General features: G+C 47.9%; 23 protein-coding genes and 1 riboswitch. Of the genes, 4 read left to right on the top strand and 19 right to left on the bottom strand.

From position 1 onward, the window contains the following. Positions 1-134: 134 nt before the first annotated feature. The 5 genes from CZ360_RS06305 to CZ360_RS06285 form a co-directional block, all read right to left on the bottom strand. The gene (locus CZ360_RS06305) at positions 135-971 is read right to left on the bottom strand and encodes a carbohydrate ABC transporter permease (protein ID WP_077533319.1); all 837 of its coding nucleotides are present in this window, start codon (positions 969-971) and stop codon (positions 135-137) included. Positions 972-1,089: 118 nt separating this feature from the next. Next, positions 1,090-1,986 (bottom strand): carbohydrate ABC transporter permease, encoded by an 897-nt coding sequence (locus tag CZ360_RS06300; protein ID WP_077533318.1) that lies wholly within the window; start codon positions 1,984-1,986, stop codon positions 1,090-1,092. Positions 1,987-2,060: 74 nt separating this feature from the next. After that, positions 2,061-3,380 carry an ABC transporter substrate-binding protein gene (locus CZ360_RS06295; protein ID WP_077533317.1) on the bottom strand — a complete coding sequence of 440 codons (1,320 nt, stop codon included), beginning with the start codon at positions 3,378-3,380 and terminating at the stop codon, positions 2,061-2,063. Positions 3,381-3,602: 222 nt separating this feature from the next. Next, complete coding sequence (locus tag CZ360_RS06290) at positions 3,603-4,613, bottom strand: uroporphyrinogen decarboxylase family protein (RefSeq protein ID WP_077533316.1); 1,011 nt, start codon at positions 4,611-4,613, stop codon at positions 3,603-3,605. A gap of 77 nt (positions 4,614-4,690) precedes the next feature. Beyond that, a complete protein-coding gene (locus CZ360_RS06285; protein ID WP_143530171.1) occupies positions 4,691-5,575 on the bottom strand; it encodes an AraC family transcriptional regulator in 885 nt (294 codons plus the stop codon). Positions 5,576-5,672: 97 nt separating this feature from the next. Then, positions 5,673-5,765: riboswitch (adenosylcobalamin-variant (AdoCbl-variant) riboswitch) on the top strand. A gap of 142 nt (positions 5,766-5,907) precedes the next feature. Between CZ360_RS06285 and CZ360_RS06280 the strand changes: the two genes are divergently transcribed. Together CZ360_RS06280 and CZ360_RS06275 are read left to right on the top strand one after the other, a co-directional pair. Continuing rightward, positions 5,908-6,300 (top strand): DUF4430 domain-containing protein, encoded by a 393-nt coding sequence (locus CZ360_RS06280; protein WP_077533314.1) that lies wholly within the window; start codon positions 5,908-5,910, stop codon positions 6,298-6,300. Further along, positions 6,300-6,785 carry a hypothetical protein gene (locus tag CZ360_RS06275; protein WP_077533313.1) on the top strand — a complete coding sequence of 162 codons (486 nt, stop codon included), beginning with the start codon at positions 6,300-6,302 and terminating at the stop codon, positions 6,783-6,785. The genes CZ360_RS06280 and CZ360_RS06275 overlap by 1 nt, the downstream gene beginning before the upstream one ends. Positions 6,786-6,865: 80 nt before the next feature. Here CZ360_RS06275 and CZ360_RS06270 read toward each other — a convergent pair whose 3' ends face one another. From CZ360_RS06270 to CZ360_RS06255, 4 genes are read right to left on the bottom strand one after another with little or no spacing between them, the layout of a single operon-like run. After that, a complete protein-coding gene (locus tag CZ360_RS06270; protein WP_077533312.1) occupies positions 6,866-8,380 on the bottom strand; it encodes an ASKHA domain-containing protein in 1,515 nt (504 codons plus the stop codon). Continuing rightward, positions 8,368-8,937 carry a DUF2284 domain-containing protein gene (locus CZ360_RS06265; RefSeq protein ID WP_229408007.1) on the bottom strand — a complete coding sequence of 190 codons (570 nt, stop codon included), beginning with the start codon at positions 8,935-8,937 and terminating at the stop codon, positions 8,368-8,370. Before CZ360_RS06265 ends, CZ360_RS06270 begins: the two co-directional genes overlap by 13 nt. 13 nt (positions 8,938-8,950) lie before the next feature. Next, positions 8,951-9,961 carry a uroporphyrinogen decarboxylase family protein gene (locus CZ360_RS06260; RefSeq protein WP_077533311.1) on the bottom strand — a complete coding sequence of 337 codons (1,011 nt, stop codon included), beginning with the start codon at positions 9,959-9,961 and terminating at the stop codon, positions 8,951-8,953. Next, entirely contained in the window at positions 9,958-10,605 is a 648-nt protein-coding gene (locus CZ360_RS06255; RefSeq protein WP_077533310.1) for a cobalamin B12-binding domain-containing protein, read from the bottom strand. Before CZ360_RS06255 ends, CZ360_RS06260 begins: the two co-directional genes overlap by 4 nt. 250 nt (positions 10,606-10,855) lie before the next feature. Between CZ360_RS06255 and CZ360_RS06250 the strand changes: the two genes are divergently transcribed. Together CZ360_RS06250 and CZ360_RS06245 are read left to right on the top strand one after the other, a co-directional pair. After that, on the top strand, positions 10,856-12,145 hold the full coding sequence (locus CZ360_RS06250; protein WP_077533309.1) for a helix-turn-helix domain-containing protein: 1,290 nt from the start codon (positions 10,856-10,858) through the stop codon (positions 12,143-12,145). A gap of 61 nt (positions 12,146-12,206) precedes the next feature. Then, the gene (locus CZ360_RS06245; RefSeq protein ID WP_077533308.1) at positions 12,207-13,337 is read left to right on the top strand and encodes a DUF4317 domain-containing protein; all 1,131 of its coding nucleotides are present in this window, start codon (positions 12,207-12,209) and stop codon (positions 13,335-13,337) included. 62 nt (positions 13,338-13,399) lie between these two features. On the opposite strand, the gene CZ360_RS06240 is transcribed toward CZ360_RS06245, so the two are convergent. The 10 genes from CZ360_RS06240 to CZ360_RS06195 all read right to left on the bottom strand — a co-directional run bounded on the left by CZ360_RS06240 (position 13,400) and on the right by CZ360_RS06195 (position 23,662). Further along, positions 13,400-14,287, bottom strand: coding sequence for an aminoglycoside phosphotransferase family protein (locus CZ360_RS06240; RefSeq protein ID WP_077533307.1), 888 nt, complete (start codon positions 14,285-14,287; stop codon positions 13,400-13,402). 137 nt (positions 14,288-14,424) lie between these two features. Beyond that, complete coding sequence (locus CZ360_RS06235; RefSeq protein ID WP_077533306.1) at positions 14,425-15,339, bottom strand: dihydrodipicolinate synthase family protein; 915 nt, start codon at positions 15,337-15,339, stop codon at positions 14,425-14,427. Between the two features lie 50 nt (positions 15,340-15,389). Further along, positions 15,390-16,514, bottom strand: coding sequence for a mandelate racemase/muconate lactonizing enzyme family protein (locus CZ360_RS06230; protein WP_077533305.1), 1,125 nt, complete (start codon positions 16,512-16,514; stop codon positions 15,390-15,392). 19 nt (positions 16,515-16,533) lie between these two features. Continuing rightward, entirely contained in the window at positions 16,534-17,568 is a 1,035-nt protein-coding gene (locus tag CZ360_RS06225; protein WP_077533304.1) for a zinc-dependent alcohol dehydrogenase, read from the bottom strand. Continuing rightward, positions 17,565-18,248, bottom strand: a complete 684-nt coding sequence (locus CZ360_RS06220; protein ID WP_077533303.1) for a M24 family metallopeptidase — start codon at positions 18,246-18,248, stop codon at positions 17,565-17,567. The genes CZ360_RS06225 and CZ360_RS06220 overlap by 4 nt, the downstream gene beginning before the upstream one ends. A gap of 27 nt (positions 18,249-18,275) precedes the next feature. Continuing rightward, positions 18,276-19,403 carry a uroporphyrinogen decarboxylase/cobalamine-independent methonine synthase family protein gene (locus CZ360_RS06215; RefSeq protein WP_077533302.1) on the bottom strand — a complete coding sequence of 376 codons (1,128 nt, stop codon included), beginning with the start codon at positions 19,401-19,403 and terminating at the stop codon, positions 18,276-18,278. Then, entirely contained in the window at positions 19,400-20,455 is a 1,056-nt protein-coding gene (locus CZ360_RS06210; protein ID WP_077533301.1) for a uroporphyrinogen decarboxylase family protein, read from the bottom strand. The genes CZ360_RS06215 and CZ360_RS06210 overlap by 4 nt, the downstream gene beginning before the upstream one ends. Before the next feature lie 14 nt (positions 20,456-20,469). Beyond that, positions 20,470-21,306, bottom strand: a complete 837-nt coding sequence (locus CZ360_RS06205; protein WP_077533300.1) for a carbohydrate ABC transporter permease — start codon at positions 21,304-21,306, stop codon at positions 20,470-20,472. 12 nt (positions 21,307-21,318) lie between these two features. Continuing rightward, positions 21,319-22,224 carry a carbohydrate ABC transporter permease gene (locus tag CZ360_RS06200; RefSeq protein ID WP_077533299.1) on the bottom strand — a complete coding sequence of 302 codons (906 nt, stop codon included), beginning with the start codon at positions 22,222-22,224 and terminating at the stop codon, positions 21,319-21,321. A gap of 82 nt (positions 22,225-22,306) precedes the next feature. Beyond that, positions 22,307-23,662, bottom strand: coding sequence for an ABC transporter substrate-binding protein (locus CZ360_RS06195; RefSeq protein WP_077533298.1), 1,356 nt, complete (start codon positions 23,660-23,662; stop codon positions 22,307-22,309). Positions 23,663-23,726: the final 64 nt, after the last annotated feature.

The raw sequence follows: 23,726 nt of genomic DNA, 5'->3' as shown, positions 1-23,726 counted from the left end.
CAAAATTTGTTTTATACGATATGCACAATATTCAAATATGTATTTTGTCACTTTCTCCTTGCAATTATATTTCATCCTATTGGCAAAACAAAAAGGAGGCAGAAACTTTACTTTCCTAGTTTCTGCCTCCTTTTCTATTTTACCGAACCCAGCATTCCGGCAACGAAGTGCTTCTGCATTACAAAAAACACCAGCGCTGTCGGTAAGGTAGCTATGACGATCGCAGTCATAATCAGGCCATAATCAGGAGTATAGCTGGTACCAAGCGCTGAGATCACCAGCGGAACCGTCCGTTTGTCCGGAGTCTGCAAAGCGATTAAAGGCCAGAGATAATTGTTCCAGCTATTCATAAAGGTGATGATTGCGGCCGCGGCATAGGTTGCCTTCATTGTTGGGAAATAAATTTGAAAGAAAATTGCAAGCTCACCAAGCCCATCCATCCGCGCGGCTTCCAGAATATCCTTCGGGAACGACTTTGTATTCTGCCGGAAGAAAAAGATCAAAAATGCAGTGGAAAGGGTTGGGATGATCACTGAGGGCAGGGTATTCAACCCAATAATTTTGAGCGGCGTTTTCCCCAATGATCCGAAAAACCGGTATAACGGGATCATCAGCGCGGAAAACGGCACCATCATTGACAGCAGCAGCACGCTGAACAGCCGGTCTCTTGCCTTAGAGCGAAAAATTTCAAATCCATAGCCCGCCAGCGAGGAAATTAAAAGTGCCAGGATCGTTGTAAGAACCGCAATGACCGCTGAATTGAGAAGCGAGCGCAGAAAACCCTGATCAGAGGCGAGCAGCGTATTTAGGTTTTCCATAAAGTAATTGCCCGGGGTCAGCTTTCCTCGGGTAACATCAATCGAACGATTGGTTGAACCGATGATCATCCAAAAAAACGGGAAAACCGAAATAAAGGACACCACCGTCAGCCACAGATATTTAAAAGCCCGTGCAAGTCTTTTTTTCCCCATGATATTCATTTCCTTTCTTCGGAATCTGATCCGATTTCGGTTTACTGAAGGCCTGACAGCCAGGCTGTTCAGCTTCATGCGCAATGTGTTTCATCTTTGCCGTCTGCAATTCATACCGTTAATGTTCGCGCTTGTCCCCGCCTATCTTGAACTGGATAAAGGAAAGGATTACGATGATCAATACAACCACATAGGACACCGCGGCAGCGTAACCGAAATTAGGCGAATACTTAAAACAGAGGTTATAGATATACTGAGAGATGGAAACGGTAGCATTTGCCGGACCGCCTCCCGTAATGTTCATGACCTCATCAAAGAGCTGCAGTGTTCCGGAGGTGGAGGTAATGGTAGTGAAAAGGATGATTGGCTTGAGCATTGGAACGGTGATGGCGGTAAACTTCCGAAAGGCGGAAGCTCCGTCCAAATCAGCCGCCTCATAAATTGACGGCTCGATATTCTGCAGCCCGGATAGATAAAAAATCATGTTATAGCCTGTCCAACGCCAGGTAATGGCAATAATAATCAAAATTTTTGCAAATACCGGATCTGTAACCCATGGAATCGGGCTGGAGATAATGCGAAGCCCCATCAGCATTTTATTGAATAATCCATCGTCCGCAAAGATGCTCTTCATGATCAGGGAATACGCCACCAGGGAGGTGACGCAGGGCAGAAAGATCGCTGTGCGAAACACACCACGGAATTTGAGCTTTGGGTCATTGAGCACAACCGCGATCAGCAGCGCCAGAATAATCATAACCGGCACCTGAATAATCAAATATAAAAATGTGTTAAACAGCGCTTTTTTAAAGGTCGCGTCTCCCAGCAGCCGGGTATAGTTTTTCAGCCCGACAAAGGAAAGGTTGGAACCCATCCCCGACTGCATGGAGGTTATCAGGGTTTGGATCATCGGATAAAACACGAACAGCAAAATCAACAGGGTACTGAGCGTAACAAACACCCAGCCCCAGCGGTTGGTTTTATGCTCCATGCTGTATCCTTTGGTCTTTGGCATATGGTCATCTCCTTACTGTGCGGACAAATGGGCGTTGTTGGTTCACCCTTTTGTGATTTCAGCGCGTATTTGATTTAACCCACAGCCGCTTCAGCCTGGGACTGTGCATTCTGCAGTGTTTTTTCCATATCAGCGCCTTTTACAATCGACTGAACCGCTTCGGTCATAATATCCTCCACCGCATAGGTGTGAAGTCCGTAATTGACTGCCGGTATCTGTTCAGTCCAGTCTGCAAAATCTTCAAAAACTTTCTGTCCGCCAAAAAATTCATTCTCTTTTTTATAGTTTTCCAGCTCGCCTGCTGATTTAAGGGTGCTGACCAAGCTGATTTCCGAAACCAGGTCATTCATCAAATCGTCGTTGGAGGCGAAGGTCTCCGCCAGAAATTTCACAGCGGTATCCGCGCCTTTAACATTTTCCAGTACATACCAGCTAGCGCCGCCCAGGTTGGAGGAGTTCACCGATTTTTCATTGTTGCCCAGGCGAGGAATCGGAGCAACCGCCCATTTTCCGTTCTGGTCTTCTGCAGCCCTGATGGAAGAAGCAATCCAGCAGCCGGAAGGAACCGTAGCAACTTCCCCTTTCTGAAACGCACCGACAAAGGAATCCCAGTCCGCAACCTGTTTGCTGATACCGGAATCCACCATTTCCTTATAAATGGCAACCGCGTCCTTTAACGCCTGGTTATCTTTGATATTGACGGTTTCCCCATCCTCCTTGACATACCATTCTCCGGCCGACTGCATCATAATCCGAATTTGGCCGATATCGCTTGGGTCAAGGGTAAGCATGGCCTTGCCGGTCTTTTCTTTTACAGCTTTCCCGATTTCAATATATTTTTCCCAGGTTAGATCCTCCATGTCATCTTCCTGGTATCCTGCTTCTTCCAGGATGTCGGTGCGGTAGAATAGGGCTGTAACGCCGCTGTCAAAGGGGACTCCATAAATTTTGTCAACATCCGTCATAAATTTCAGCTTATAATCTGCAAATTTCGAGGGATCGACACTGCCGGTCAGTTCCTTAATTTCTCCCGGATAGGAGGTGAGGAAATTCTGAATCCGGTAGTCCTCAATCAAAGTAATGTTTGGCAGCCCGTCGTAGGTTCCGGTAGAAAGAGCTGCATTTAGTTTTTGAATAATATCGTCCTGCGCCATGCTCACAACATTTACCTTAACATCCGGTTCCTTCTCCGCATAATACTTGATTGCGGTTTTGGCCGCCGCCACATTGAAGGTGTCGTCCCACGCCCAGATAGTGAGAGAATCGGCTGTCTCTTCGCCTGCCTGAGAAGAACCGGCAGAGCTGCCTTCATTTTTCCCATCATTGCTGCAAGCCGCCATGCTCAGCATCATTATGCCGCCAAGCAAAGCCGCAAGAATTCTTTTTGCTTTCATAGAAATTCTCCTTTGCTTTGATCATTTCAATTTTTATTTATTACAGTTTTTTCTATGTCCTATTTATATTTTCCCAAGAAACTGGAGGTTATGAAAATTTCTGTGAAAAATTTAAAATTATCAGCAAATACAAAATACTTGTTCCCAATAAAAATTCTCCTGAGTAAAGGACTGACCATCACAATCAGCGATCCTTTACTCAGGAGAATGTCTAAATCTATCTTATTTTTGATTCATCAGGGTATCGACCAGCGCAATCACGTTTTCAGGCGGAATTCCTTCGACAATATCATGAGAGGCAGACGCAATATATCCCCCGCCCTCTGACATCAATTTTAGTGTTTTTTCCACCTCCTGTTTTACTTCCTCCGGCGTGCCAAACGGCAGCAGTCGTTGTGTGCTGATGCCTCCCCAGAAAGCCAGTCTGTCGCCAAAATCCTTTTTTATCTGTGGCAAATCGTAGATTTCCGGCTGTAAAGTTTGATACACATCAAGTCCTATTTCAATTAAATCCTCAAAAATATCCAGATTGTTTCCGCAGGAATGCTGCACAACAATTTTCCCCGCCTTTTTAATCCGGTCATACAGGATTGCCATTCTTGGCTTGATAAATTGCCTCCAAAGCTCAGGCCCCATGATCAGACCTCTCTGCTGTCCCCAGTCGTCTGCAAAATAGAAGCCGTCGATATCATATTCCAGCGCCACATCCACTACTTCCAGGCAGCGTTTTAAAATCACATCCAAAAGCTCTTCCGTAAATTCAGGCTCAAGTAAAAGATCCATGAGAAAGTTTTCGGTTCCTCTAAAGGTACAAGCCTTATCATACAGGGCAAAACCTAGTGCGGCAAAGCAGGCGCGGCCGTTTGCCTCCTTAAGCATTGTTTCTATCCCGTTTCGCCAGCCTGCCTCTTCAAACGGAGGAACCTTCAGATCATTGATATCAGGTTCTTCTAATAGCACGCCCTTAATCAATCCAATATCCTTTTCAATGCTGGATTTATCCCAGTACACGCCCCAGGTATCGCAAAAAATTTCAGATCCGGGTTCTGTCTCCGTCATGGTCTCACTGTACCACTGGATGCTGATATGATTTCCTACCGTAGAGAGATAGCCGGGATTTCCAGTATATTTTTCCAGCTCCTTCCGTTCCTGCGAAGTCAGTAAAACTTCATAGGGAACCATATCTGTCGGCTGGTGGCGAATTGCCTGGAGAACACGTTCGCGTCGCGTCATAATCACAAGTCCCTTCCTATTTAATATACCTTAATTATAGCGGGAAATTTATTCCGACGCGTTCATTTTAAAGACAATTATTCGGCTGGATTGTTCGAAATCCGGACAAAATTCCGATATTCTCCGGGAGAAATCCCCTCCTGCTTTTTAAAAGCTGAGCTGAAATACTGAGAATTGCCGAACTGCAGACGTTGAGATATCTCCGTAATAGATAAGGCGGTAGTTTCCAACAGCTTTTTGGCCCGCTCCAGCCGCAGTGTGTTGATATAGCCCTGCACGCTGACCTGAAAGTGTTCCCGGAAAAGCCTGGACAGATGCCGCGGAGAGATGCTGACAGCTTCGGCCACCTGATACAGGTGAATTCCCTCGGCATAATGGAGATGGATATATAACAGTGCTTCGGCCAGATAGGAATTTAGATTCTTCTGAAAGACCCCGGATTCATCCTCAAGAATATCAGCAAGCTGTATCTGCAGCTCACAGAGGTATAATTTTGTCAGAATTTCAGAGGACTTTTTTCTCCGGCTGCTTTCGGATATGATCCGTTCTGAAATATTGCGGATTACCGCATTATCGCTCAGCTTCAGATATTGTCTTTTATGGGTTTTCATCTCGTAGAACAGCCGCATTTCCTTTCCCATTCCTCGAAGATTCTGCGCAAAGAAGGACTGTGCCGGCGGAATAAAATGAACGTTCACCAGCGTGCAGGTTTGCCTGTCATTCAGCAGAAAGCTATGTTCAATATCAGGAAATAAAATAAAGCATTCTCCCTTATTGATTCTTACCATCTGCCCATGGATCAGCATATAGCTGGTTCCGTCAATGACACAGATCACTTCCATAGAAGGATGACGATCTGGTCCGATTTTACAGCCTGGTTCAAAAGTCTGGATAAACGTATCCGTAATCCTGGAAGCTTCCTTTTCGCCATACAGCATCTCATGAATCATTGCTTCATACATTGTACCGCTCCTATCAATCTTCGCAAAAAAATACAAATAATCCTGTCTTTTTCCTAGATAATTTTATCACGATTTGGTATATTAGTCTATATCAGCCAGATGAAATGCCCCGGGGAAGCTGGGTGAAAATCCCACACAGTTCCGCTACTGTAACCAGCATTTGCTGCCGAGTCAGATTACCGGTTCATCTGGATGCGTAATTCACGAGAATGAAGGAGCATCAGGTTTGAAAGACAAATTTTTCAAGCAGTGTTTTGTCGCTTTCGTCACCAAAATAGCGATGCTGCAGGCAAAACCAGCTCCAATTCCACAAGAAAGGATCGATCATCACGATGAAAAACAAAAAACTGATCATTGGAATTGCGGCTGTAGCTGCAATCGCCCTGCTGCTGGCAGGACTTTACCTGATTTTTTCTCCCAAGCCGACAGAGGGCGCGAAAGAGATTACCGTTGCAGTTATGGTAGACGGAGAAACCAAAGGTACGTATCAACTGCAGACCGACGCAGAGTACCTGGGTGACGTTTTGGAGCAGGAAAAGATTATCGAGGGCGAAGACGGTCAATATGGCCTGTTTATCCATACGGTAGACGGAATAAAGGCAGATGAGGGGAAACAGGAATGGTGGTGTCTGACCAAGGGTGGTAACAATGTAGACACAGGCGTTGATCTGACACCGATTCAGGACGGCGATTCCTTTGAACTGACCCTTAAGGTTGGATATTGATGAAACTGCGCGAATTAGTCTTAGCGGCACTATTGGGCGGTATTCTGTTCATCCAGCAGGTCATCCTGTCAGGGCTTCCCAATATTCATCTATGCGCTGTCCTCATCATCCTATATACGTTATATTTTCCCCGGCTTGTGTTTCTGTCGGTTGGTATTTTTATTCTGCTGGAGGGTGTGATTTATGGATTTGGGTTATGGTGGATCAATTACCTGTATATCTGGCCCTTACTGGTATGCATCTGCCTGCTGTTTAAAAAGCGAAAAGCCGCGTGGTTCTGGGCTTTGTTAAGCGGGCTTTATGGCTTTTGCTTTGGCGCGCTGTGCTCGCTCCCCTATTTTGTGATAGGCGGCCCCATCATGGCATTTAATTACTGGATTGCTGGAATTCCGTTTGATATCCTGCATGGAATCGGCAATATTGCAGTCACCGCATTATTATGGAAACCATTGGGAGCTGTTTTTCGCCGCCTGAATACTGCATGAATTGCAATAAAAAGCGATACACCGCAGCTTAAGCTGTGATGTATCGCTTTTTTCTCGCATTTCAAAATCTATAACCTTTTTTAAAACTCCATACATTCGATATACTGCTCCATAAATACCGGATTCACACTTAAATCTACTGTATCGGAGCCATGAGCCGCTTGCTCGGACCGGCTGATAAAATCTGTGTTTTCGAGCAGCATGGCAGCGCCGCTTAACGCCGCATTTCCTAGCACAGCGGCCTTTTTTTCCAGTTCAGGCGGATAAAGACCGATTCTGGCAGCGTTGCTCAGGTTCAGGTAGCTTCCAAAGCCTCCGGCAACAGCAAAGGTGTGTAAAGACGCCGCGTCAATTCCGGCGGTGTCCAGCAAGGTTTTCACACCGGCGCAGACAGCGCTTTTTGCCAACTGTACCATACGGATATCCTTCTGGATGATCCGCACGCTGCCGGCAAGGCTGATGTCCTCCTCCGAGCTTAAGCGGCCTGTTTCATCCATCCAGCCTAGCTGTCTGATCGCCGCGACCGCATCAACCACGCCGCTTCCGCAGATTCCTGCCGCAGGAACATCTCCGATCACGTGTACAGCCAGCTTTCCATCCTCCGGCGCAATCCGGTCAATCGCGCCGGTCACACCGGGCATCCCGCAGGACAATCCGGCTCCTTCAAACGCGGGCCCGGCGGCAGTCGAACAGCAGAGTAAATTACCCTGATGCCAAAGCGCCATTTCCCCGTTTGTCCCAATATCTACCAGAAGCGCAGTCTCATCTCTATCGCAGATCCCACTGGCGAGCAGCGCCGTTGTAATGTCTGCCCCGACAAACGCTGACATACACCGGGGAAGATAGATTTTTGCCTGCGGATGACAGGGCAGGTCAAAATCCTTTCCCTCTCCGGTCTTCCCAAACAGCTCCTTTGCCTGAAAGGGTGCGGCTGCGAGCGGCGAGGGGTCGGCCTTGGCAAACAGGTGGAGCATTGCCGTATTCCCTGTAATGACTGCCGCGTCAATCTCTTCTACCGAAATTCCTGCGTCATCAGCTAATTTAACAAGAAGTCTCGATATTTCTTCCCGAACGCACCGGGCAAGCTCCTCGGTCTTTCCGTTCATTGCGGCATGAATTCGGGAAATCACATCCGCGCCAAAGATACGCTGCGGATTAAGGGATACCGCCGAACTAACCGGCCCGTCCTGTCCATACAGCCGGGCGGCAAGGGTAGTTGTCCCAATGTCCACCGCCGCGCCATAATGCCGGAAATAGGGCTTTTTTGTAAAGAAGCCAACAGCTCCCTCTGCCTGTATCTGTCCCTCTTCTAAACGATTAGCCGTCCATACAGCGGCATCGCCGAGCAGCCGGGTGCAGCAGGCAAGCCGAATACCGGCAGACAGCTCATCCGGACGAAGCGCGGCAGCTTCATCCGCCGTTGCTTTGCTCAGGGCGCCTTCCGCACGGACTCTGCATTTTCCGCATCTTCCCTTTCCGCCGCAGGGCATTTCTAACGGACTGCCGCCGCTCAGCAGAAGGTCGGACAGAAGGGCGCCGCTTTCCGCTGTGATTACCGTTTCCCCGTTCTGGGAAATGAAGGTTACTTTAGGCACGCGCCCACGCTCCTTTTTAACAAAACCGTTCCAAAATAGGTTACGGTATCCTGCCCGTTAATATATTTCATCCCAGCCAGGGGAGCCAGCTTGGAAACATTGATACAGTAAGCCTCCAGGGAAGCCAGCGCCTGGTCAGGATACCGGCACGGCTTTTCCTCTGCTTTGGCGCAGATTGTACAAACCCTGCATCCGCCGGCTCCGAGAAAGAGCGTTTCATAGCCGGACAGCGTGTTTAATTCCAGACGGATGGTCTGGGTAAGGCGATTCATTTTTTCTCCCGCCTGCATCATTCCCTCGAAATCATAGCTGTCCTCCAAGCGACCGATTGTCTGATAAACGATTGCCGCTTCATACTCCCGGGCTTTTTGGATCAAGTCCTGATATTCCCCGACATAGGGAGGGCACATCCAGCTTTTCCCATACATCCCGCAGGAATTTTGCTCACAGAGCGTTCGGAAGGATGGTTCAAATTCAATTTCACTGACATAAACCACGCCCGCGCGATCCGCTCCCAGTGCAAGCACCTTTTTTGCTATTTCCTGATAATTCATCATCCTGCTTCACTTTCTATGAACGAGTGTGGTTGAATTCTTCCACAGCGCCGAAAAATGCCTCGATATTCTTCCACTTGCTGTGCGGCGGAATATCGCAGCCGGAGGAAATAATAAAGTTCGGTTCGTTTCCGCATGCCTGCAGCAGCGAAATCGTCGCTTCGCGGATACTCTCCGGCGTCCCGGAGGCAAACTGCCCAGCCGGGTCGATATTTCCCATACAGAGCACATCTGCCGGCGCCTGATCCAAAATTTCCCGCATATCAACTGCATTGCCGAAATGATAGGCTGCAGCTCCGGAAGAGAAAATTTCTGGCAGCATATTGTTGACCGAATTGCCGCAGTTATGGTAAATGACAGCAAAATCCTCCGTTTGCAATGCTTCAATAATTTTCTTAACATAAGAGCAGGAGAACTCCGCGCTCATTTCCGCTGAGAGAAGCCCCGCCAGCGGTTCCGCCATCACCATACCGTCCGCCCCGGCTTCGCGGAATGCCAGGCCGTAATTGATGATAAACTCCGCTGCCTTTTCCAGCACTAGATGAACGGTTTCCGGTTCATCATAGCAGAGATACATAATCTCAGTGACATCCATCAGCCGGCCTGCCAGAGAATACGGCCCGATCACGCCCGCCAGAACCGGCCTGTCCTGGATCCGTTCTTTTGCCATCCGGATTGCTTCCACGCATACTCCGGTGCGGCCGGCTCCAACGCTTGGCACTGCCAAGGCTTTTGCTTCCTCCTCATCGGAAACAAGCTGTCCTGTCACAGTAGGCACCTCATCATCAGAAAAACGGACTGAAGCCCCGAATGCCTGCGCTTCTACCGACAAATCCATCAGACTGACAGCCGCGATAGACGGCGTTGCCTTTGCCACAGTTTCCATCGCCTCTGCCTGAAGCTCGCTGCTTTCTACCAGTTGCTTTACCGTCACCTGCATTTTCTGTACAGCAGGAAAGGAAAGTACCGGCATAGCGCGCTGTTCTGTTCCCCGGGCTATCTCCCATAAATATTTAGCTGTTTTCATGCGCCTATTCCTTTCTGGCAAAGCTCTATTGCGGCGTCTGCTGCAGTGCTAGCGTCAGGTGTGTAGACATCCGCGCCGATTTGGTCGCAGAACGCCTGTGTAACCGGTGCGCCGCCGACCATAATCTTCACCTTATCGCGGATTCCCGCTTCCTCTGCTTTTTTTACCACCTCACCCATATAGGGCATTGTTGTGGTCAGCAGGGCAGAACAGCAGATAATCTGGCATCCTTGTTCCTGTGCCGCCTTTACATAAGTCTCCGGGGCGACATCCGTTCCGAGATCAACTACCTCCAGCCCCTTGCCCTCCATCATCATCTTGACCAGGTTTTTGCCGATATCGTGCAGGTCTCCCTGTACTGTTCCAATGCAGACCTTGCCGGCATTTTCTACGCCTGCATCAGCAAGCAGCGGTTTGAGCAGAGCCGCTCCCATATTCATTGCGCGAGCCGCGACCAATACTTCCGGTACAAACACCTCGTTATTTTTAAATTTTTCCCCGATAACGCTCATGCCTGATAAAAGGCCTTCCTCCAAAATCTGTTTTACTGAAATTCCCTCATCAATCGCCTGCTGAACCAGCTCCTTGACAATTTTTGCTTTTCCCTTTTGTAAATTTTCGCTGATTTGATTTAATAATTCCATAATACCGATCCTCCAATTTTTATATTTGAGTAATATTCGTCTTCTAAACTATACCGCTTTTTTAGAAATCTTTCTTGTAAAAAAGAAATAAATTTAGTACTTTTTTGCCCACTTTTCCTCCCGAAAATTATAATTTTGGAATTATTCCAAAAATCATAAAATTTTACCAAAAAAACCTTATTTTTCTATTTTCTTACATATCATTCCCTGCTATAATATAAGCAAGATCATACTGGGAAAGGATACTGTCATGGAACAAAATCAGGCTTTTGACCACCGCCTGGCCGTAGAATGCGCCTCCGCATTCTCTGCTGCCACAGGTCTCGGATGCACTGTTTCTGACAAGGACGGCGCTATTTTATTTGAGAAAGGCTACGGATGTGCCTCCTGCCGGATGTGCGGACTGGCCGGGCTAAAACATGAAAACTGCATCCAAACGCATATCTACGGCATGTCTGAAGCGGAGCGCTTTGGGGGCAAGTATATCTATTTCGGCCCAATGGGTCTGACCTTTTTTGTATCCCCGATTCTGGGCAGTGAAGGCAGTGAAGCCAAAATTACTGTCGGCCCGTTTTTGATGGTCGAGCTGCAGGATTATATTGCCTGCGACCTGAAAGAGCAGATGAAAATTCCGGAGGAGAAACTTCCCGCTCTCTGCCGGGAATTGGAAAATGTTCCTTTTGTGGCGCCGGATATCGTTTCGCATCTTTCCACCCTCCTGTTTATGTCTGTCGGGTTCCTTAATAATGTCTCCTCCTCCAACCGGATGCTGGAAACCCAGGATTCTGACGCCATTCAAGGCCAGATTACCGCATATATCCAGTACTTAAAAAGCACAAACGAACCTCCGCGTTATCCCTTTGCAACGGAAAAGGCTCTGCTGCAGGCGGTAGAACATGCAGACAAGCCAGAAGCCCAGCGGCTTCTAAACGAAATGTTCGGCTTTATTTTTTTCTCACAGAGCGGAGATTTTGACGGCGCCAAAAGCAGGGTTTACGAGCTGCTGGTTCTGATTTCCCGGAGCGCCATCCAAGCCGGAGGAGATCCGGAGGAGATGCTGCGGCTCAGCCAGCAATACCTCCATGACCTTGGAAACCTCTCCGACATAGATTCCCTGTGTTTTTGGCTGACAGGCGTGATGAACACCTTTATGGACCGCATCTTTAACTATAGAAATGCCAAACATGCCAGTGTTATCCATCAGAGTATCCAGTATCTTAACGCACATTATTCCGAGCATGTTACCCTGGAGCAGATGGCGCAGCTCGTATTTCTTTCTCCCGCCTATTTCAGCCGGGTGTTTAAACAGGAAACTGGGCTGTCCTTCAACACCTATCTCAATAAGGTACGAATCGAACACAGCAAGGCAATCCTTTTGAAGCAGTCGATCCGTTTAACCGATGCAGCAATGCTGGTCGGATTTGAGGATCAAAGCTATTTTACAAAGGTGTTTAAAAAATTTACTGGAGTGACGCCGCTCCATTACCGGGCTGCAAGGATGAACGTAAACGAAGGCGAAAAGCGCCCGGAAAAGACATGATTTTTTTCGTCCTTTATGATAAAATAGAAGCTGTATGTAAAAAGGAAAGGAACTGTCATTCATGAATGAAAAAGAAATTGCTGAAATCCGGCGCCGTTTTCGGCCGGATAAAAATAACATTTCTGTTCTGCGGGGCTGCTGCGTTAATGAAAAGCGGGAAATCGTCTCGGAATTTGAACAGCCTTTGATCTCGACCCCACAGGAAGAAACTGAAAATATTCTCCAGGTTCTGCGGCGAACACTCTCCGGCTCCCTCAACAAAAATCTGATGGATATTGAATTTGAGACCCAGCAGGTAGTAGACAGTGAAGAGCACCGACTGTTAGCGGCTCTGCGGGATTCCGCCTTAAAGGACGAAGAAGCAGTTCACGCCTTTTATCAAAAGGCTGTCCGGTCGCTTGATCTGGAGGGGAATTATCTGATTTTGCTCGTCCATGACGTTTATGATATCCCCTATCGTTCCAGAGATGGAGAACACCAGGAGGACGTCTCTTCCGAAGTTTATTCTTACATATTGTGCAGCGTCTGTCCAATTAAAATGACCAAACCGGCCTTAAGCTACTATATGACAGATAAAGAATTCCGCAACTGTGCAATTGATTGGCTGGTAGCCGCGCCTGAGCTCGGATTTTTGTTTCCGGCATTTGATGACCGGAGTACGAATATCTATAATGCGCTCTATTATTCCCGCGATATCGCGGAGAACCATACCGGGTTTGTGGATGAGGTATTTCATTGCCCTCTGCCCATGCCGGCTGCGGAACAGAAGGAGACCTTCCAAGCAATCCTAGAGGATACTCTGGCGGAGGACTGCAGCTATGATGTGGTGGAGACGGTACATGAGGAATTCTGCAATCTGATTGCAGAACATAAGGAAAGAAAAGAACCCGAACCCCTCGCAGTGTCCAAGCAGGCGGTCAAGGGAGTTTTGGCTTCCTGCGGAGTATCAGAAAACCGGTTGGAGGCATTTACAGAAAAATATGATGAGGCATTCGGCAAGGATATGCAGCTCAGCCCGAAAAATATCATCAATGACAAAAAAATCGAGGTGCAAACCCCGGACGTTACTATCCAGGTCAGCGCCCAGCGCCGGGATCTCGTCCAGACCAGAGTTATCGATGGAACAAAATATATTGTTATACGGGCTGACGAAGGCGTTCAGGTCAACGGTGTCCATGTCCACATCGAATAAAAAACAAAGCAGCCGAGAATCCATTGGATTAATCGGCTGCTATCATTATATCTATCCGGGAATTAGAATCTGACCGTTTCCAAATCACGGATTCCCTCCTCAAATAACTGCGCTTCTTTTCTGGAATGACCCAGAAGAATTTGCTGAACCGGCCAATAGGCGTCGTTAATCTCAGCCTTCCGCTCTGCCAGCTCAGGGTGCGGGTGCCCGTAGTAGCGTAAAACCCTCCTGCCGAAATCCTTCCCGAAATCGTCTGTACTGTTATCCAGCAGGCAGAGGAAATCGTTGTCCGGATCTCCAATGACAGCATCGCCAAAATCAATGACTCCGGTCAGCCGATTCTTCTGATAAAGCATATTGTCTGCGCTGTAGTCGTTGTGTGTCAGGCACGGACGGTATGCAAACAGAAAATCCATATCGAGCAGATCGCGGTAAATCCGCTCAACCCAAGCTTGACGGCCGGGGGTAAGGAGTTTTTCAGCCTTCAAAATTGTAAGCAGGTTTTTCTGATCCTGGAGGAAACGGTCTTTGACCTCCAGCTTCAGTTCGGAATAAAGCGGGTGGCTGTCTGGAATTTCAACAGAATGAAGCGCTTTTAAAAATTCCGCCTCATCACAGGCGAGACGATCCTTTTCCTTTTCACTTAGCTTGTGATAATTTTCATAGGCCAGCCGCTCGCCTTTGATGTAAGTCATCATATTGAAGGCTTCTCCCTGATAAATGACCTTTGGAATCTCGCAGGGAAAGGAAAATGACTCCAAAAAACGGTATAGCTGAAATTCCAAGGCCTGCGTCTTTTTTACAGCCTCCCGTTTCGGCACCTTCATGACATATACATCATCGCACAAGTAGGCGTCGCTGTCATCCCCGCAGGAAAGCGGCCGGATATCCCGAATATCAAAGCCGGCGCCGGCAAGCACCCTGTACAGTTCATTTGTTAAGGCCATCATTACCCCACCCCTTCAGTTCAAAGCTGTTTCGATCTCAGCACAGGCTGATCAATATAGGAAAAAAGGAGCAGGCGGAATCAATCCGCGCCTGTTCCTTTTTCTTTTTCACTGTTTTTTCGTAAGGCTATATGCCGATGTCAGCTGATTTTTTTCTCCCGCAAAAGCTGGCGCATCTGTTCCCCAATATGCTCGGCTTCCTGTTTTGCCTTGACGCCAAATTGCTGACGGTAGGAGGTCTTTAAAACTCCTACTACCTCCGCCAGAATCTTATAGCCCACAGGGAAGGTCACCTGATCGGCTAATCTAGTTAATGGGAGCAAATCACCCTGAAGCTTCAGCGCTGTTTCCAGGTCATGATTTTCCACTGCCTCATAAATCTTACAGATTTCATTTGGGAAAATACACGCCAAAGCAGTAAAACTGCCGTCGCAGCCACCAGACAGACATGGCACCAATGCATCATCAGTCCCGGTCAGGATCGAGAAATCATCCCGAACATTGTTGCGCAGATTGATTTGATGCATAATCTGTTTAATGTCAGCACTGCTATTTTTCATCGCCACAACATGAGGCAGGCCCATCAGCTCAACAGTTTTGTCCAAAGGAATCGGAGAAGAAAAGGACGGAATCTGGTATGCAATAATCTTCACGTCAGAGCAATTCGCATCCAGGCTGCGATAAAATTCCACAATCTCATCACCGCCATACTGGTAATAGTAAGGCGGCGCAATCAACGCGCCAACCGCTCCCAGCTGCGACATGTAGCTGAGATAGTCGATACTCGTTTTGCTGTCAGGCCCGGTAGCGCCGCAAATCAATTGCTTCCTGTTTCCAACCACATTGGCGACTACCTTCATAATCTGCTTGTTTTCTTCCGCAGAAAGCATAACAAACTCGCTGGTCGATCCACAGGTAACCAATCCGGTAATGCCAGTCTGACAGAGTGAATCCGCCTGTTCCTCGATTTGATTGTAATCCACCTTACCGTTTGGCAAGAAAGGGGTCAGCATTATTCCATATGGCCCCTTAAAAAATCTATTTTCTTTATTCATAGCTGTATTGATTCTCCTCTTCCTCGTGATGGCTCAATATAAACGGAGCTTTAGCAAACACGAAACCGCTCTATTGCTTCCATATTGAGCTCAATTCCAAAGCCCGGTGCCTGCGGAATTTCCACAAAGCCTTCCGAGTCAACTTCAAACATTGTCTTCGTCAGCTCTTTGCGAAGGATGGTATCCTGTTCACAGAATTCTAAGTACCAGGCATTGGGGAGCGAAGCAATATATTGGAGTGTGGCTGCCATTAGGATATGAGTTTTAAATGCATGCGGTATAATGGTAATTTGGCGCAGGTCACAGGCGTCGGTCAGCTTTCGTGCAACAGAAATCCCGCCGCAGCGGCTTAAGTCCGGCTGCATGATATCCACGCACCGCTGGTCTAGAAGCTGCTGAAATTCATGCATAGTTCCCACTTCCTCGCCGCCGGAAATGTGTACAGTCGTGTTCTTCGCCAGCTGCGCATAGGCGTCCAGGTTATCCGGAGAGAAGGGTTCCTCAATCCAATGGACATCATATTCCTCCATCGCTTTGGCTGCTTTGATTGCACCCTTGACATCAGTCCACTTCATTCCGATATCGATCATCAGGTATTTATCGTCGCCCAACGCCTTGCGGGCCCATTTCACAAGCTGGATATCCTTTTCAAAGCTTTGTCCCAGCGCGCCCCAGCCCAGCTTCAGGCCGCGGTAGCCCTTTTGCATATGCCGTTCTACCAATTCGTTGATTTCCTTTTCCGTTTCCGGCATTAATACGCTGCAATACGCCTGTATTTTATTGCGGTAGGTTCCTCCCAGCAATTTTGACACAGGAAGAGAAAGCTTTTTCCCGATTGCATCCCAGATTGCCATGTCAATCCCGCTCATCGCATGGATCACCACGCTCCGCCTGCCATGATAAAGGCTCATTTCATACATTTTCCGCCAGATTTTCTCAACGTCAAATGCATCTTCACCGATAATCACTTCCTTGAGGCCGCGGCACACCATATGAGAATCAGGCATATCAATCACTGTTTTTACCGCATAAGGCGAGGAATCAACTTCCCCGATTCCGGTAATGCCTTCATCGGTATGAACCAGAATTACAACCGTATCCTGGCTTCCGTCCCCGATCATCTCAATTTCGCTTGGCTGTTTTACTACGATCGCTTCTACATCTGTTATCTTCATCTTCTATCTCCCATCCCGTTCATTCTTCCCAAGGATGAACAACAATCTTAATTGGTTTTTTCACCGGGTCTTCCATCAGTTCAAACGCTTTGTTAATCTCACTCAACGGCAGAGCAGTGTAAACCATATCCTTCAGATTGATTCTGCCGGATGAAACCAGTGTCAGCAGGGGTTCCCACACATGCGGGTTCCCCAGCACACCGTAAACCTCAAGCTGGTTCATGATGATGTCCAAGCTTGAGAACTCATTTGCCTGGTCCTTATTGGGAATTCCATATAACATAATCCGGCCTGCCCGTTTTACACACTCAAAGGCAGATCTTGTAGTGGCGCCGCTGCCTGCTGCTTCGCAAACCAAGCCGGCTCCTTTTCCACCGGTAAATTCCATTACTTTTTCTCTGACGTCTTCCTTTTTGGAGTTAATCAGCAGGTCTGCGCCAAATTTTTTGGCGCGCTGCAGCCGTTCGTCGTTTCTCGCCACTGCGATGACCTTACCCGCTCCCATCGCTTTTGCACCCTGGATAAATGCAATGCCAGCCGGGCCAACCCCATAGACTAGCACCGTTTCTCCAAAGCGAACGCCAAGCCGCATCAAACCGCCGACCGGGCAAACAACGCTCTCTACTATTCCGGCCTCGTCATAGCTGACGTTATCAGGAATGAGAACCAGATTATCCGCCGGCGCTTTGACATATTGAGCATATCCGCCCTGATGAGGCGCTGTCCCAATCTCTTCCATCTGACTGCAGAGATGCCGGTCTCCGTTTTTACACTCACGACAGGTTCCGCATCCGATTGAGGTTTCAATGACAACCCGTTCTCCAATCCTTCTTTCCTCGACGTCCGCGCCGACCGCGACAATTTCACCGGCAATTTCATGTCCGAGGATGTGCGGCGGCCTTCCGTAGCTGAACCGTCCTGTAATTACCTCCAGGTCTGTCGCACAGACACCTGCCGAATGCACCTTCACCAGCGCTTCGGTGGAACTGATTTCCGGCACAGGAACTTCCTGCAGTTCTACTTTGTTATAATCGGTCCATACGGCTGCTTTCATTTTTTCTTTCCTCCTATGATGAAGTATTCCATCTCTTCCGGATATGGAAAGAGATTTTGCGCTCCATCCGCAGTAATCAGGTAATTGTTTTCAATCCTGATTCCGTTATTTTCCAGATAAATTCCCGGCTCCAGCGTGACTACCATTCCTTCACTGATCGACTGATCACATCCCAGTACAAAGTCCGGGTCGTCCATCTCGGTCAAACCAACCGCATGACCGGCATGATGTACCAAGCCCTGATAGCCCTTAGAACGCAGGCAAGAATCAACCTCTCTGAAAATTTCCTCACCGGCCACGCCCGGTTTTAGACAGGCCTCTCCGCAGCGCAGCGCCTCTAAGAGCGCGGCATAAGCCTCTCGCAGTTCTTTTTCAGGCTCGCCTACAAAGAAGGTACGGGTCGTGTCGCACCAGCGTCCCTGATATTGGGGCAGCAGATCGGCAATCAAGCAGTCGCCTGTTTCAATCACCTTCTCGGTAGCCGGGCCGCTGATTTCAGCGCTCCGTTTTCCGGACACCAGATCATATATATAATGCAATGGTTCTCCCGCCTGCTCCCGGTAAGCCGCTTCAATAGCCTTCAGTACATCCAACTCAGTTACGCCGGCCCGTACAAATCCCTTAATCGTTTCATAGGCGCGGACATTACATTCCAGCGCCTTTTTGATTTGCTCCAACATCTTCTCAGCCTCTTTTCCAACACATTGCTAATCCTGGTAGCCCCACTTCATGCGCGCAGCCTGTTCCCGGGAAATCTCATTCAATTTCCGGTACAGTTCCTCAGCGTCTACTTCCTTCGGTGAAAAGCTGAACGAAGGAAGGATCAACACCTCTCCGTCCATGATCTCCACCGCCTGGCGATACCATTCCACCGGATCGCCAATACCGTCCCAGTACAGGTAGATAAATGCCTTGCGGCGGAATGCCTGTTTTAAAAACGGAAGATCGTCTTTGCTGTACGCATAAGCAAGATCAATACAGCGCGGGGAAAATTTCTGCGCTACATACCGTTCTGCGCAAGGATTCGGCCCGCAGTTATGCAACCCGCCGCAGCCATATTTTTGATAAATCATGCTGTGGTAGGGTGCGGAAAACTCATCGTATATCTGTGGCCCGAACATCGCGCACATATCGTCGCTGATATGCCCTTTCCGACCCTCCGGGAACCACAGATCTACAAAATCGGTAGTTGTAATATGCTCTTCGCCGCCGGCCGCATTCACACTGGCGTCCACTACCCTTAGGAGAAAGGTCTGAATCTTATTTAACAGTGCCTTTACTTCATCCGGCGCAATATAGAAGGCTTCCATCAGTCCTGTCGTACCCAGCAGGTCTGCCGCGACATTTACTCCACCGGCAGTATCCAGCAATGAAATCGGAATAATTCCCTGTCCTGCCTCAGCAAAACGTGCAATTCGCTTGAGGCCTTCTCCAAGCCAGCCGTCAGTAACCTCCGGGTCAGGCAGCATGTCGATGCCGTCCTCAATGTCCGGAATCAGGCAATCTTTAATACCCGGGGTTGAATCTTCATTCGCGCCCCAATAATATTCTGCGCCGAATGCAGACGCAATGCAGGAGCATCCGACATCAGGGCGCATAGCCGGAATTGCATCGGTCAGATGCAGGCGGTCAAGCGTTGTCTGCACATTGCGCATAGCCATTTCCAACTGTTTGTCGCCATCCATGGTAACGGCACGGACAGTACCAATCCGGTCTGCTTCATAGCGGATGTCTACGGGAATTGCATCGACCGGTTTCCCATTCCACAAATCCCGCATGACCTGTTTTCTCTGTGCTATCAGATCTTTCGCTTCATTTGAAATGCTCAGTTTCATCGATAACCTCTCGCTGTCTCAATCATTGCCTGGATATTTTCCACGGGCGTATCAAAGCAGATCGGACAGTCGTTGCTCATAATAAATTTCCCATGATTGCAGAGTTCTATTTCTCGTGTGGTTTCATTTATAACATCGTCTGTTGAGCCATGCAGCAGCGTATCTACACTATTGAGATTTCCGAATACTGTGAAAGCACCCTCCGCTTCTTCATACACTCGGTGTATATTGATATCCAGCCCTTTGTTATACCGCTCTACCAGCAGAGCATCCAAACCGAGCTGCTTAATATCCTCCATCATCGGGAAGAGGTCTCCCAGAAAATAGGAAAACGCATAAAGTCCCATCTTTTTCAGGCCCTGGTAAAAATATTGCTGGGCAGGGAATACTACCTCGCTGTACAGCGCGGGAGAGATAATATCAGCAGAGCAATAGGTTTCTGAGCCGATATAAGCATCCGCCCCGCACTTTTTCAGCGCTTTCAGCGTTTCCAGCCTGCTTTCGTGCAGCCGATGCAGCAGATACCCCACCATTTCTGGTTCTTCGATCATGGAAATCAAGCCGTTTTCAAAGCCCAGCACCCCATGCGGATCCAGCGTATCGGCAAAGGGATTTCCTTCATTTAAGGTGATAAACACCTCTTCGCCATATCGTTCCCGAATCACCTTCACCTGGTCATAGATACCGCTTTTCAGTGCTTCTTCCTCTGATACGGTGACCAGCGAAACATATTCGTCAATCACCTGCTTGCTTTCCAGCTTACGAACCTCAGGAATCAGCTCTTCCGCAGCCTTTTGGCGTTGTTCATCCACAGGCAGCCGGCCTGCGCCTCTGCCCAGATGGAAGGTATCCGGGTGAAAACGGTCATAGAAATTCAGTTCTACCTCGGCAAGTTCCCTGCCGCTCATTGCCCAGGCGAGATGTTCGTTCTCATAACCCTGGACAATATTGGCAAGCTGAAACTTATATAAGCCCCATGCATGTGCAGTAACCGGAACCTGCCCTGTTGTTTTTCCCTGCAGAGTATCTAATATCAGCTGTCTTGCATTCATAGGTAGTCTCCTTTTTACTTGATTGCGCCGGCAGTAACCCCTTTCGCAATCTGCTTCTGGAAGATAACGAAGATCAGGATTGTCGGGATGCAGTTAATCAGCAGCCCGGTCATCAGCAGCGGCATATTCGAGGTATACCGGCCGATCGAGGTTGTAATTTCTACTGTCAGCGTTCTGGTGCTCTCTGTCTGTAAAAAAAGCATTGCATACAACAGTTCGTTCCAGAAGGTCAGGAAGTTCAAAATAACCAATGTAACAACAGAAGGCTTGAGAAGCGGGAAAATGATATTAACATAAATTTTCGGAGGTGAAGCGCCGTCAATTTCCGCCGCTTCCAAAACACCGTTCGGAATATTTCCACACTGTGTTGTCAGCATAAACACTGCAAAAGGAATTGCTGTCGCTACATAATAAAGAATAACCGAAGCAAAGGTATTGATCAGCCCGATCTGGGACATAATCAAATAAACCGGTACCATTAATACCTGCCCTGGAATCATCATGCATCCAAGGATCAGCATCTGGATGGTCTTGCTTCCTCTGAACGGCAACTTCGACAAGCCAAAAGCAGCCATTGTAGCAACAAGGGTGTTGATCAGAATGGAGCTCACCGTTACGAATAAGGAGTGCCATCCCAGGCGGAAAATATCAAACCGCTCCATCGCGATCTTGTAATTTGCAAACTGAATTGCTCTTGGCAACCCGAAAATATTGGTATAGTATTCTGATTTTGTCTTAAATGAGTTCAGCAGCATAAAGACAAACGGATAGAAGATTGTGATGACAATCGCAATCAGGATCAAATAAACCAAAATTTTGGCAATAAGGCCTTTCCAACTATATGTTTTCATCTTCTATCCCCCTTAATCCATCCAGTCTCTGCGTTTGTTGAAGGATTGCAGCACTGTGCTGATCACCATTACAACTACAAACAGAATTACCGACAGGGCGCAGGCGTAGCCAAACTGGTTTGAACGGAAGGCTTTCAGATAAACCAGATATTCCATAACCGTCGTCTCGTAGCCAGGCCCGCCGTTTGTCATGGTAAAGACATAGTTAAACAAAGAAGTAAAGGAAGCAATAACATTCAGGATGATGACAAACATAGTAACATTAAAAATCATCGGCAGGGTTATTTTGAAAAAGCGGGTCCACCAACCGGCTCCGTCCAATAGTGCGGATTCATAGACTGACGGGTCAATCGAGGACATTCCTGCCAAGAAGATTAAAGTAGCAGAGCCAAAGCCAGCCCAGTTGATAATCATGATAATGAGCGGGATAGAAGTGGTGCCGCTCCCAAGCCAGTTAATAGCCAGGAAATCCAGTCCCAGGGATTTGAACAGCGCGTTCATCGGCCCATTTAAACCGAAAAATGATTTAAATACAATACCGAGTACCGATGTCGCCAATACAGTTGGGAACAGGAATGTAGAGCGAAAAAATCCGGCTCCTTTGATTCCCGAATAAAGCAAAGCGGCGACAACGAGCGGTGTAATCGTCCAAACCGGCGTCCCGATGAACATAAAGATAAAGTTGTTTTTGATAACCTGCCAAAAGTTTTTATCAGCAAAAATATTGGTAAAGTTTGAAGCACCAACAAAGTCAATGGTAGACATCCCATCCCAGGAGGTAAATGACAATACAAATACGCTTACAATAGGGATGAGCATAAATGCTAAAAGGAAAACCACTGCGGGAGCGACAAAAATTTTTCCCCATCGCCGTCTCATACGGTAATATCTTCCTTTACTGGCAGCTGGTTCAGCCATAATGATTCTTCCTTTCGTTTCCGGATAGGTGTTGGAACAAGTCTGAGTAGGATGAAATTCATCCTACTCAGTGTCCAAATCCTTATTCTTCTGTTTCAGTTGCACCAACGGCAACGTTCTTTTCCTGGATCAGCTTCAGGCCCTCTTCGATGCTGATATTGCCAGCGATCATCTGCGGTACCTGACGATAGAATTCAGCACCTGCGTCAGCAGAAGTAACAGAGTCAAACCCGATTACGTTTTTATTTTCAGAGAACAGAGCATAGCAGTCTGCCAGAAGCGGGTTGACATCCTCTACAGAGCTCATATCGATACCGACTTTACCCGGCAGCTGGCCTTCCTGTTCGTAACGCTGCAGATAGAAGTCCTCAGAGGTGCAGGCTTTTACAAATTCAACAGCCAGTTCTTTGTTCTTGGAGTAGTTTGTTACAACCAGGTTGTTTGCAATCTGGCCAACAATATATCCAGAATATTCATCAGAGGTGTTATAGCTCGGGATTGGCATGGTGCCAACGCTGTCTCCCAGTTCTGTATACAGGTTCCAGCAGTCCCAAGAACCGCCGAAACGCATTGCGGCTTCACCAGTGTAAAGCGGCATAAAGACATCTTCCGCAGTAGTAGTCAGCCAGTCTTCATTTGCCCAACCGTTTTCAACGATTTCTTTACCAAATTCAACCCATTCGGTCACTGCTTTGGTGAATTTTTCACCGGTCAGGTCTTCATTGCCCGGCAGCAGGTCAAAGATGCCTTCCGGACCATACAGAGTTGCAGCAGTCGCGCCTACGTTCCAGGCAGAGGCATAGCCGTTACCATCGATCATCGCAAACGGAGTAATACCCGCTGCGGAAAGCTTTGCACAAGCATCCTTCAGTTCATCAATTGTTTCAAAGTAAGCGTCTCTCGGCAAGCCCGCTTGTTCATATGCGTCTTTATTATAGAAAAGGTTTACTGTGCTGACATCAGTTGGAATACCGAGCAAATCGCCTTCAGGTTTAAATTCAGCGCGGCAGAGGTCAAGGTTCGGGAACTCAGCCAATTCTTCGTCTGTGAAATAAGAATCCAGCGGTTCAATGAATTCACGGTAATCATTTGTAAAGGAACCCGCCCACAGGAAAGCGATATCCGGGCCATTCTTTGCAACACCGGAAGACCGGAAAAGGGTATAGAGGTTATCAGCAGTCTGGTCAACTACTTCTATTTCACAGTTATTTGCCTCTTCAAACTCTTTGATGGTTTGATTAAAGATCAAATCCTCTGTCGCAATGGTTCCGGTATCATCCACGGTTTTATAAGAGCCGTTCCAGAATACCAGTTTGGTTTTTTCTCCATCATTGCCGCCGCTTGTGTCTCCGGTAGTACCGCTGTTGCCACAAGCTGCTGTCATTCCGCACATCATCAGTGCTGCTGCTAATGCCAGTACACGTTTTGCTTTAAACATTCTTTTTTTCTCCCTTTCTGTACCTTGTTAGTCATACCTTTCCGTTCTAAGTAAAATCATAGCT

The organism is Massiliimalia massiliensis, from assembly GCF_900155615.1.
Classification (GTDB): domain Bacteria; phylum Bacillota; class Clostridia; order Oscillospirales; family Ruminococcaceae; genus Massiliimalia; species Massiliimalia massiliensis.
This window is presented reverse-complemented; position numbering and strand designations above follow the sequence as displayed.

Coding starts and splice junctions, on each gene's coding strand:
- CZ360_RS06285 (WP_143530171.1), bottom strand. CDS start 5,575: ATGTATGAAGCAATGATTCATGAGATGCTGTATGGCGAAAAGGAAGCT.
- CZ360_RS06305 (WP_077533319.1), bottom strand. CDS start 971: ATGGGGAAAAAAAGACTTGCACGGGCTTTTAAATATCTGTGGCTGACG.
- CZ360_RS06220 (WP_077533303.1), bottom strand. CDS start 18,248: ATGTTGGAGCAAATCAAAAAGGCGCTGGAATGTAATGTCCGCGCCTAT.
- CZ360_RS06295 (WP_077533317.1), bottom strand. CDS start 3,380: ATGAAAGCAAAAAGAATTCTTGCGGCTTTGCTTGGCGGCATAATGATG.
- CZ360_RS06300 (WP_077533318.1), bottom strand. CDS start 1,986: ATGCCAAAGACCAAAGGATACAGCATGGAGCATAAAACCAACCGCTGG.
- CZ360_RS06290 (WP_077533316.1), bottom strand. CDS start 4,613: ATGACGCGACGCGAACGTGTTCTCCAGGCAATTCGCCACCAGCCGACA.
- CZ360_RS06265 (WP_229408007.1), bottom strand. CDS start 8,937: ATGATGAATTATCAGGAAATAGCAAAAAAGGTGCTTGCACTGGGAGCG.
- CZ360_RS06255 (WP_077533310.1), bottom strand. CDS start 10,605: ATGGAATTATTAAATCAAATCAGCGAAAATTTACAAAAGGGAAAAGCA.
- CZ360_RS06210 (WP_077533301.1), bottom strand. CDS start 20,455: ATGAATGCAAGACAGCTGATATTAGATACTCTGCAGGGAAAAACAACA.
- CZ360_RS06230 (WP_077533305.1), bottom strand. CDS start 16,514: ATGAAGATAACAGATGTAGAAGCGATCGTAGTAAAACAGCCAAGCGAA.
- CZ360_RS06275 (WP_077533313.1), top strand. CDS start 6,300: ATGAAACTGCGCGAATTAGTCTTAGCGGCACTATTGGGCGGTATTCTG.
- CZ360_RS06250 (WP_077533309.1), top strand. CDS start 10,856: ATGGAACAAAATCAGGCTTTTGACCACCGCCTGGCCGTAGAATGCGCC.
- CZ360_RS06240 (WP_077533307.1), bottom strand. CDS start 14,287: ATGATGGCCTTAACAAATGAACTGTACAGGGTGCTTGCCGGCGCCGGC.
- CZ360_RS06215 (WP_077533302.1), bottom strand. CDS start 19,403: ATGAAACTGAGCATTTCAAATGAAGCGAAAGATCTGATAGCACAGAGA.
- CZ360_RS06205 (WP_077533300.1), bottom strand. CDS start 21,306: ATGAAAACATATAGTTGGAAAGGCCTTATTGCCAAAATTTTGGTTTAT.
- CZ360_RS06280 (WP_077533314.1), top strand. CDS start 5,908: ATGAAAAACAAAAAACTGATCATTGGAATTGCGGCTGTAGCTGCAATC.
- CZ360_RS06225 (WP_077533304.1), bottom strand. CDS start 17,568: ATGAAAGCAGCCGTATGGACCGATTATAACAAAGTAGAACTGCAGGAA.
- CZ360_RS06200 (WP_077533299.1), bottom strand. CDS start 22,224: ATGGCTGAACCAGCTGCCAGTAAAGGAAGATATTACCGTATGAGACGG.
- CZ360_RS06260 (WP_077533311.1), bottom strand. CDS start 9,961: ATGAAAACAGCTAAATATTTATGGGAGATAGCCCGGGGAACAGAACAG.
- CZ360_RS06245 (WP_077533308.1), top strand. CDS start 12,207: ATGAATGAAAAAGAAATTGCTGAAATCCGGCGCCGTTTTCGGCCGGAT.
- CZ360_RS06235 (WP_077533306.1), bottom strand. CDS start 15,339: ATGAATAAAGAAAATAGATTTTTTAAGGGGCCATATGGAATAATGCTG.
- CZ360_RS06195 (WP_077533298.1), bottom strand. CDS start 23,662: ATGTTTAAAGCAAAACGTGTACTGGCATTAGCAGCAGCACTGATGATG.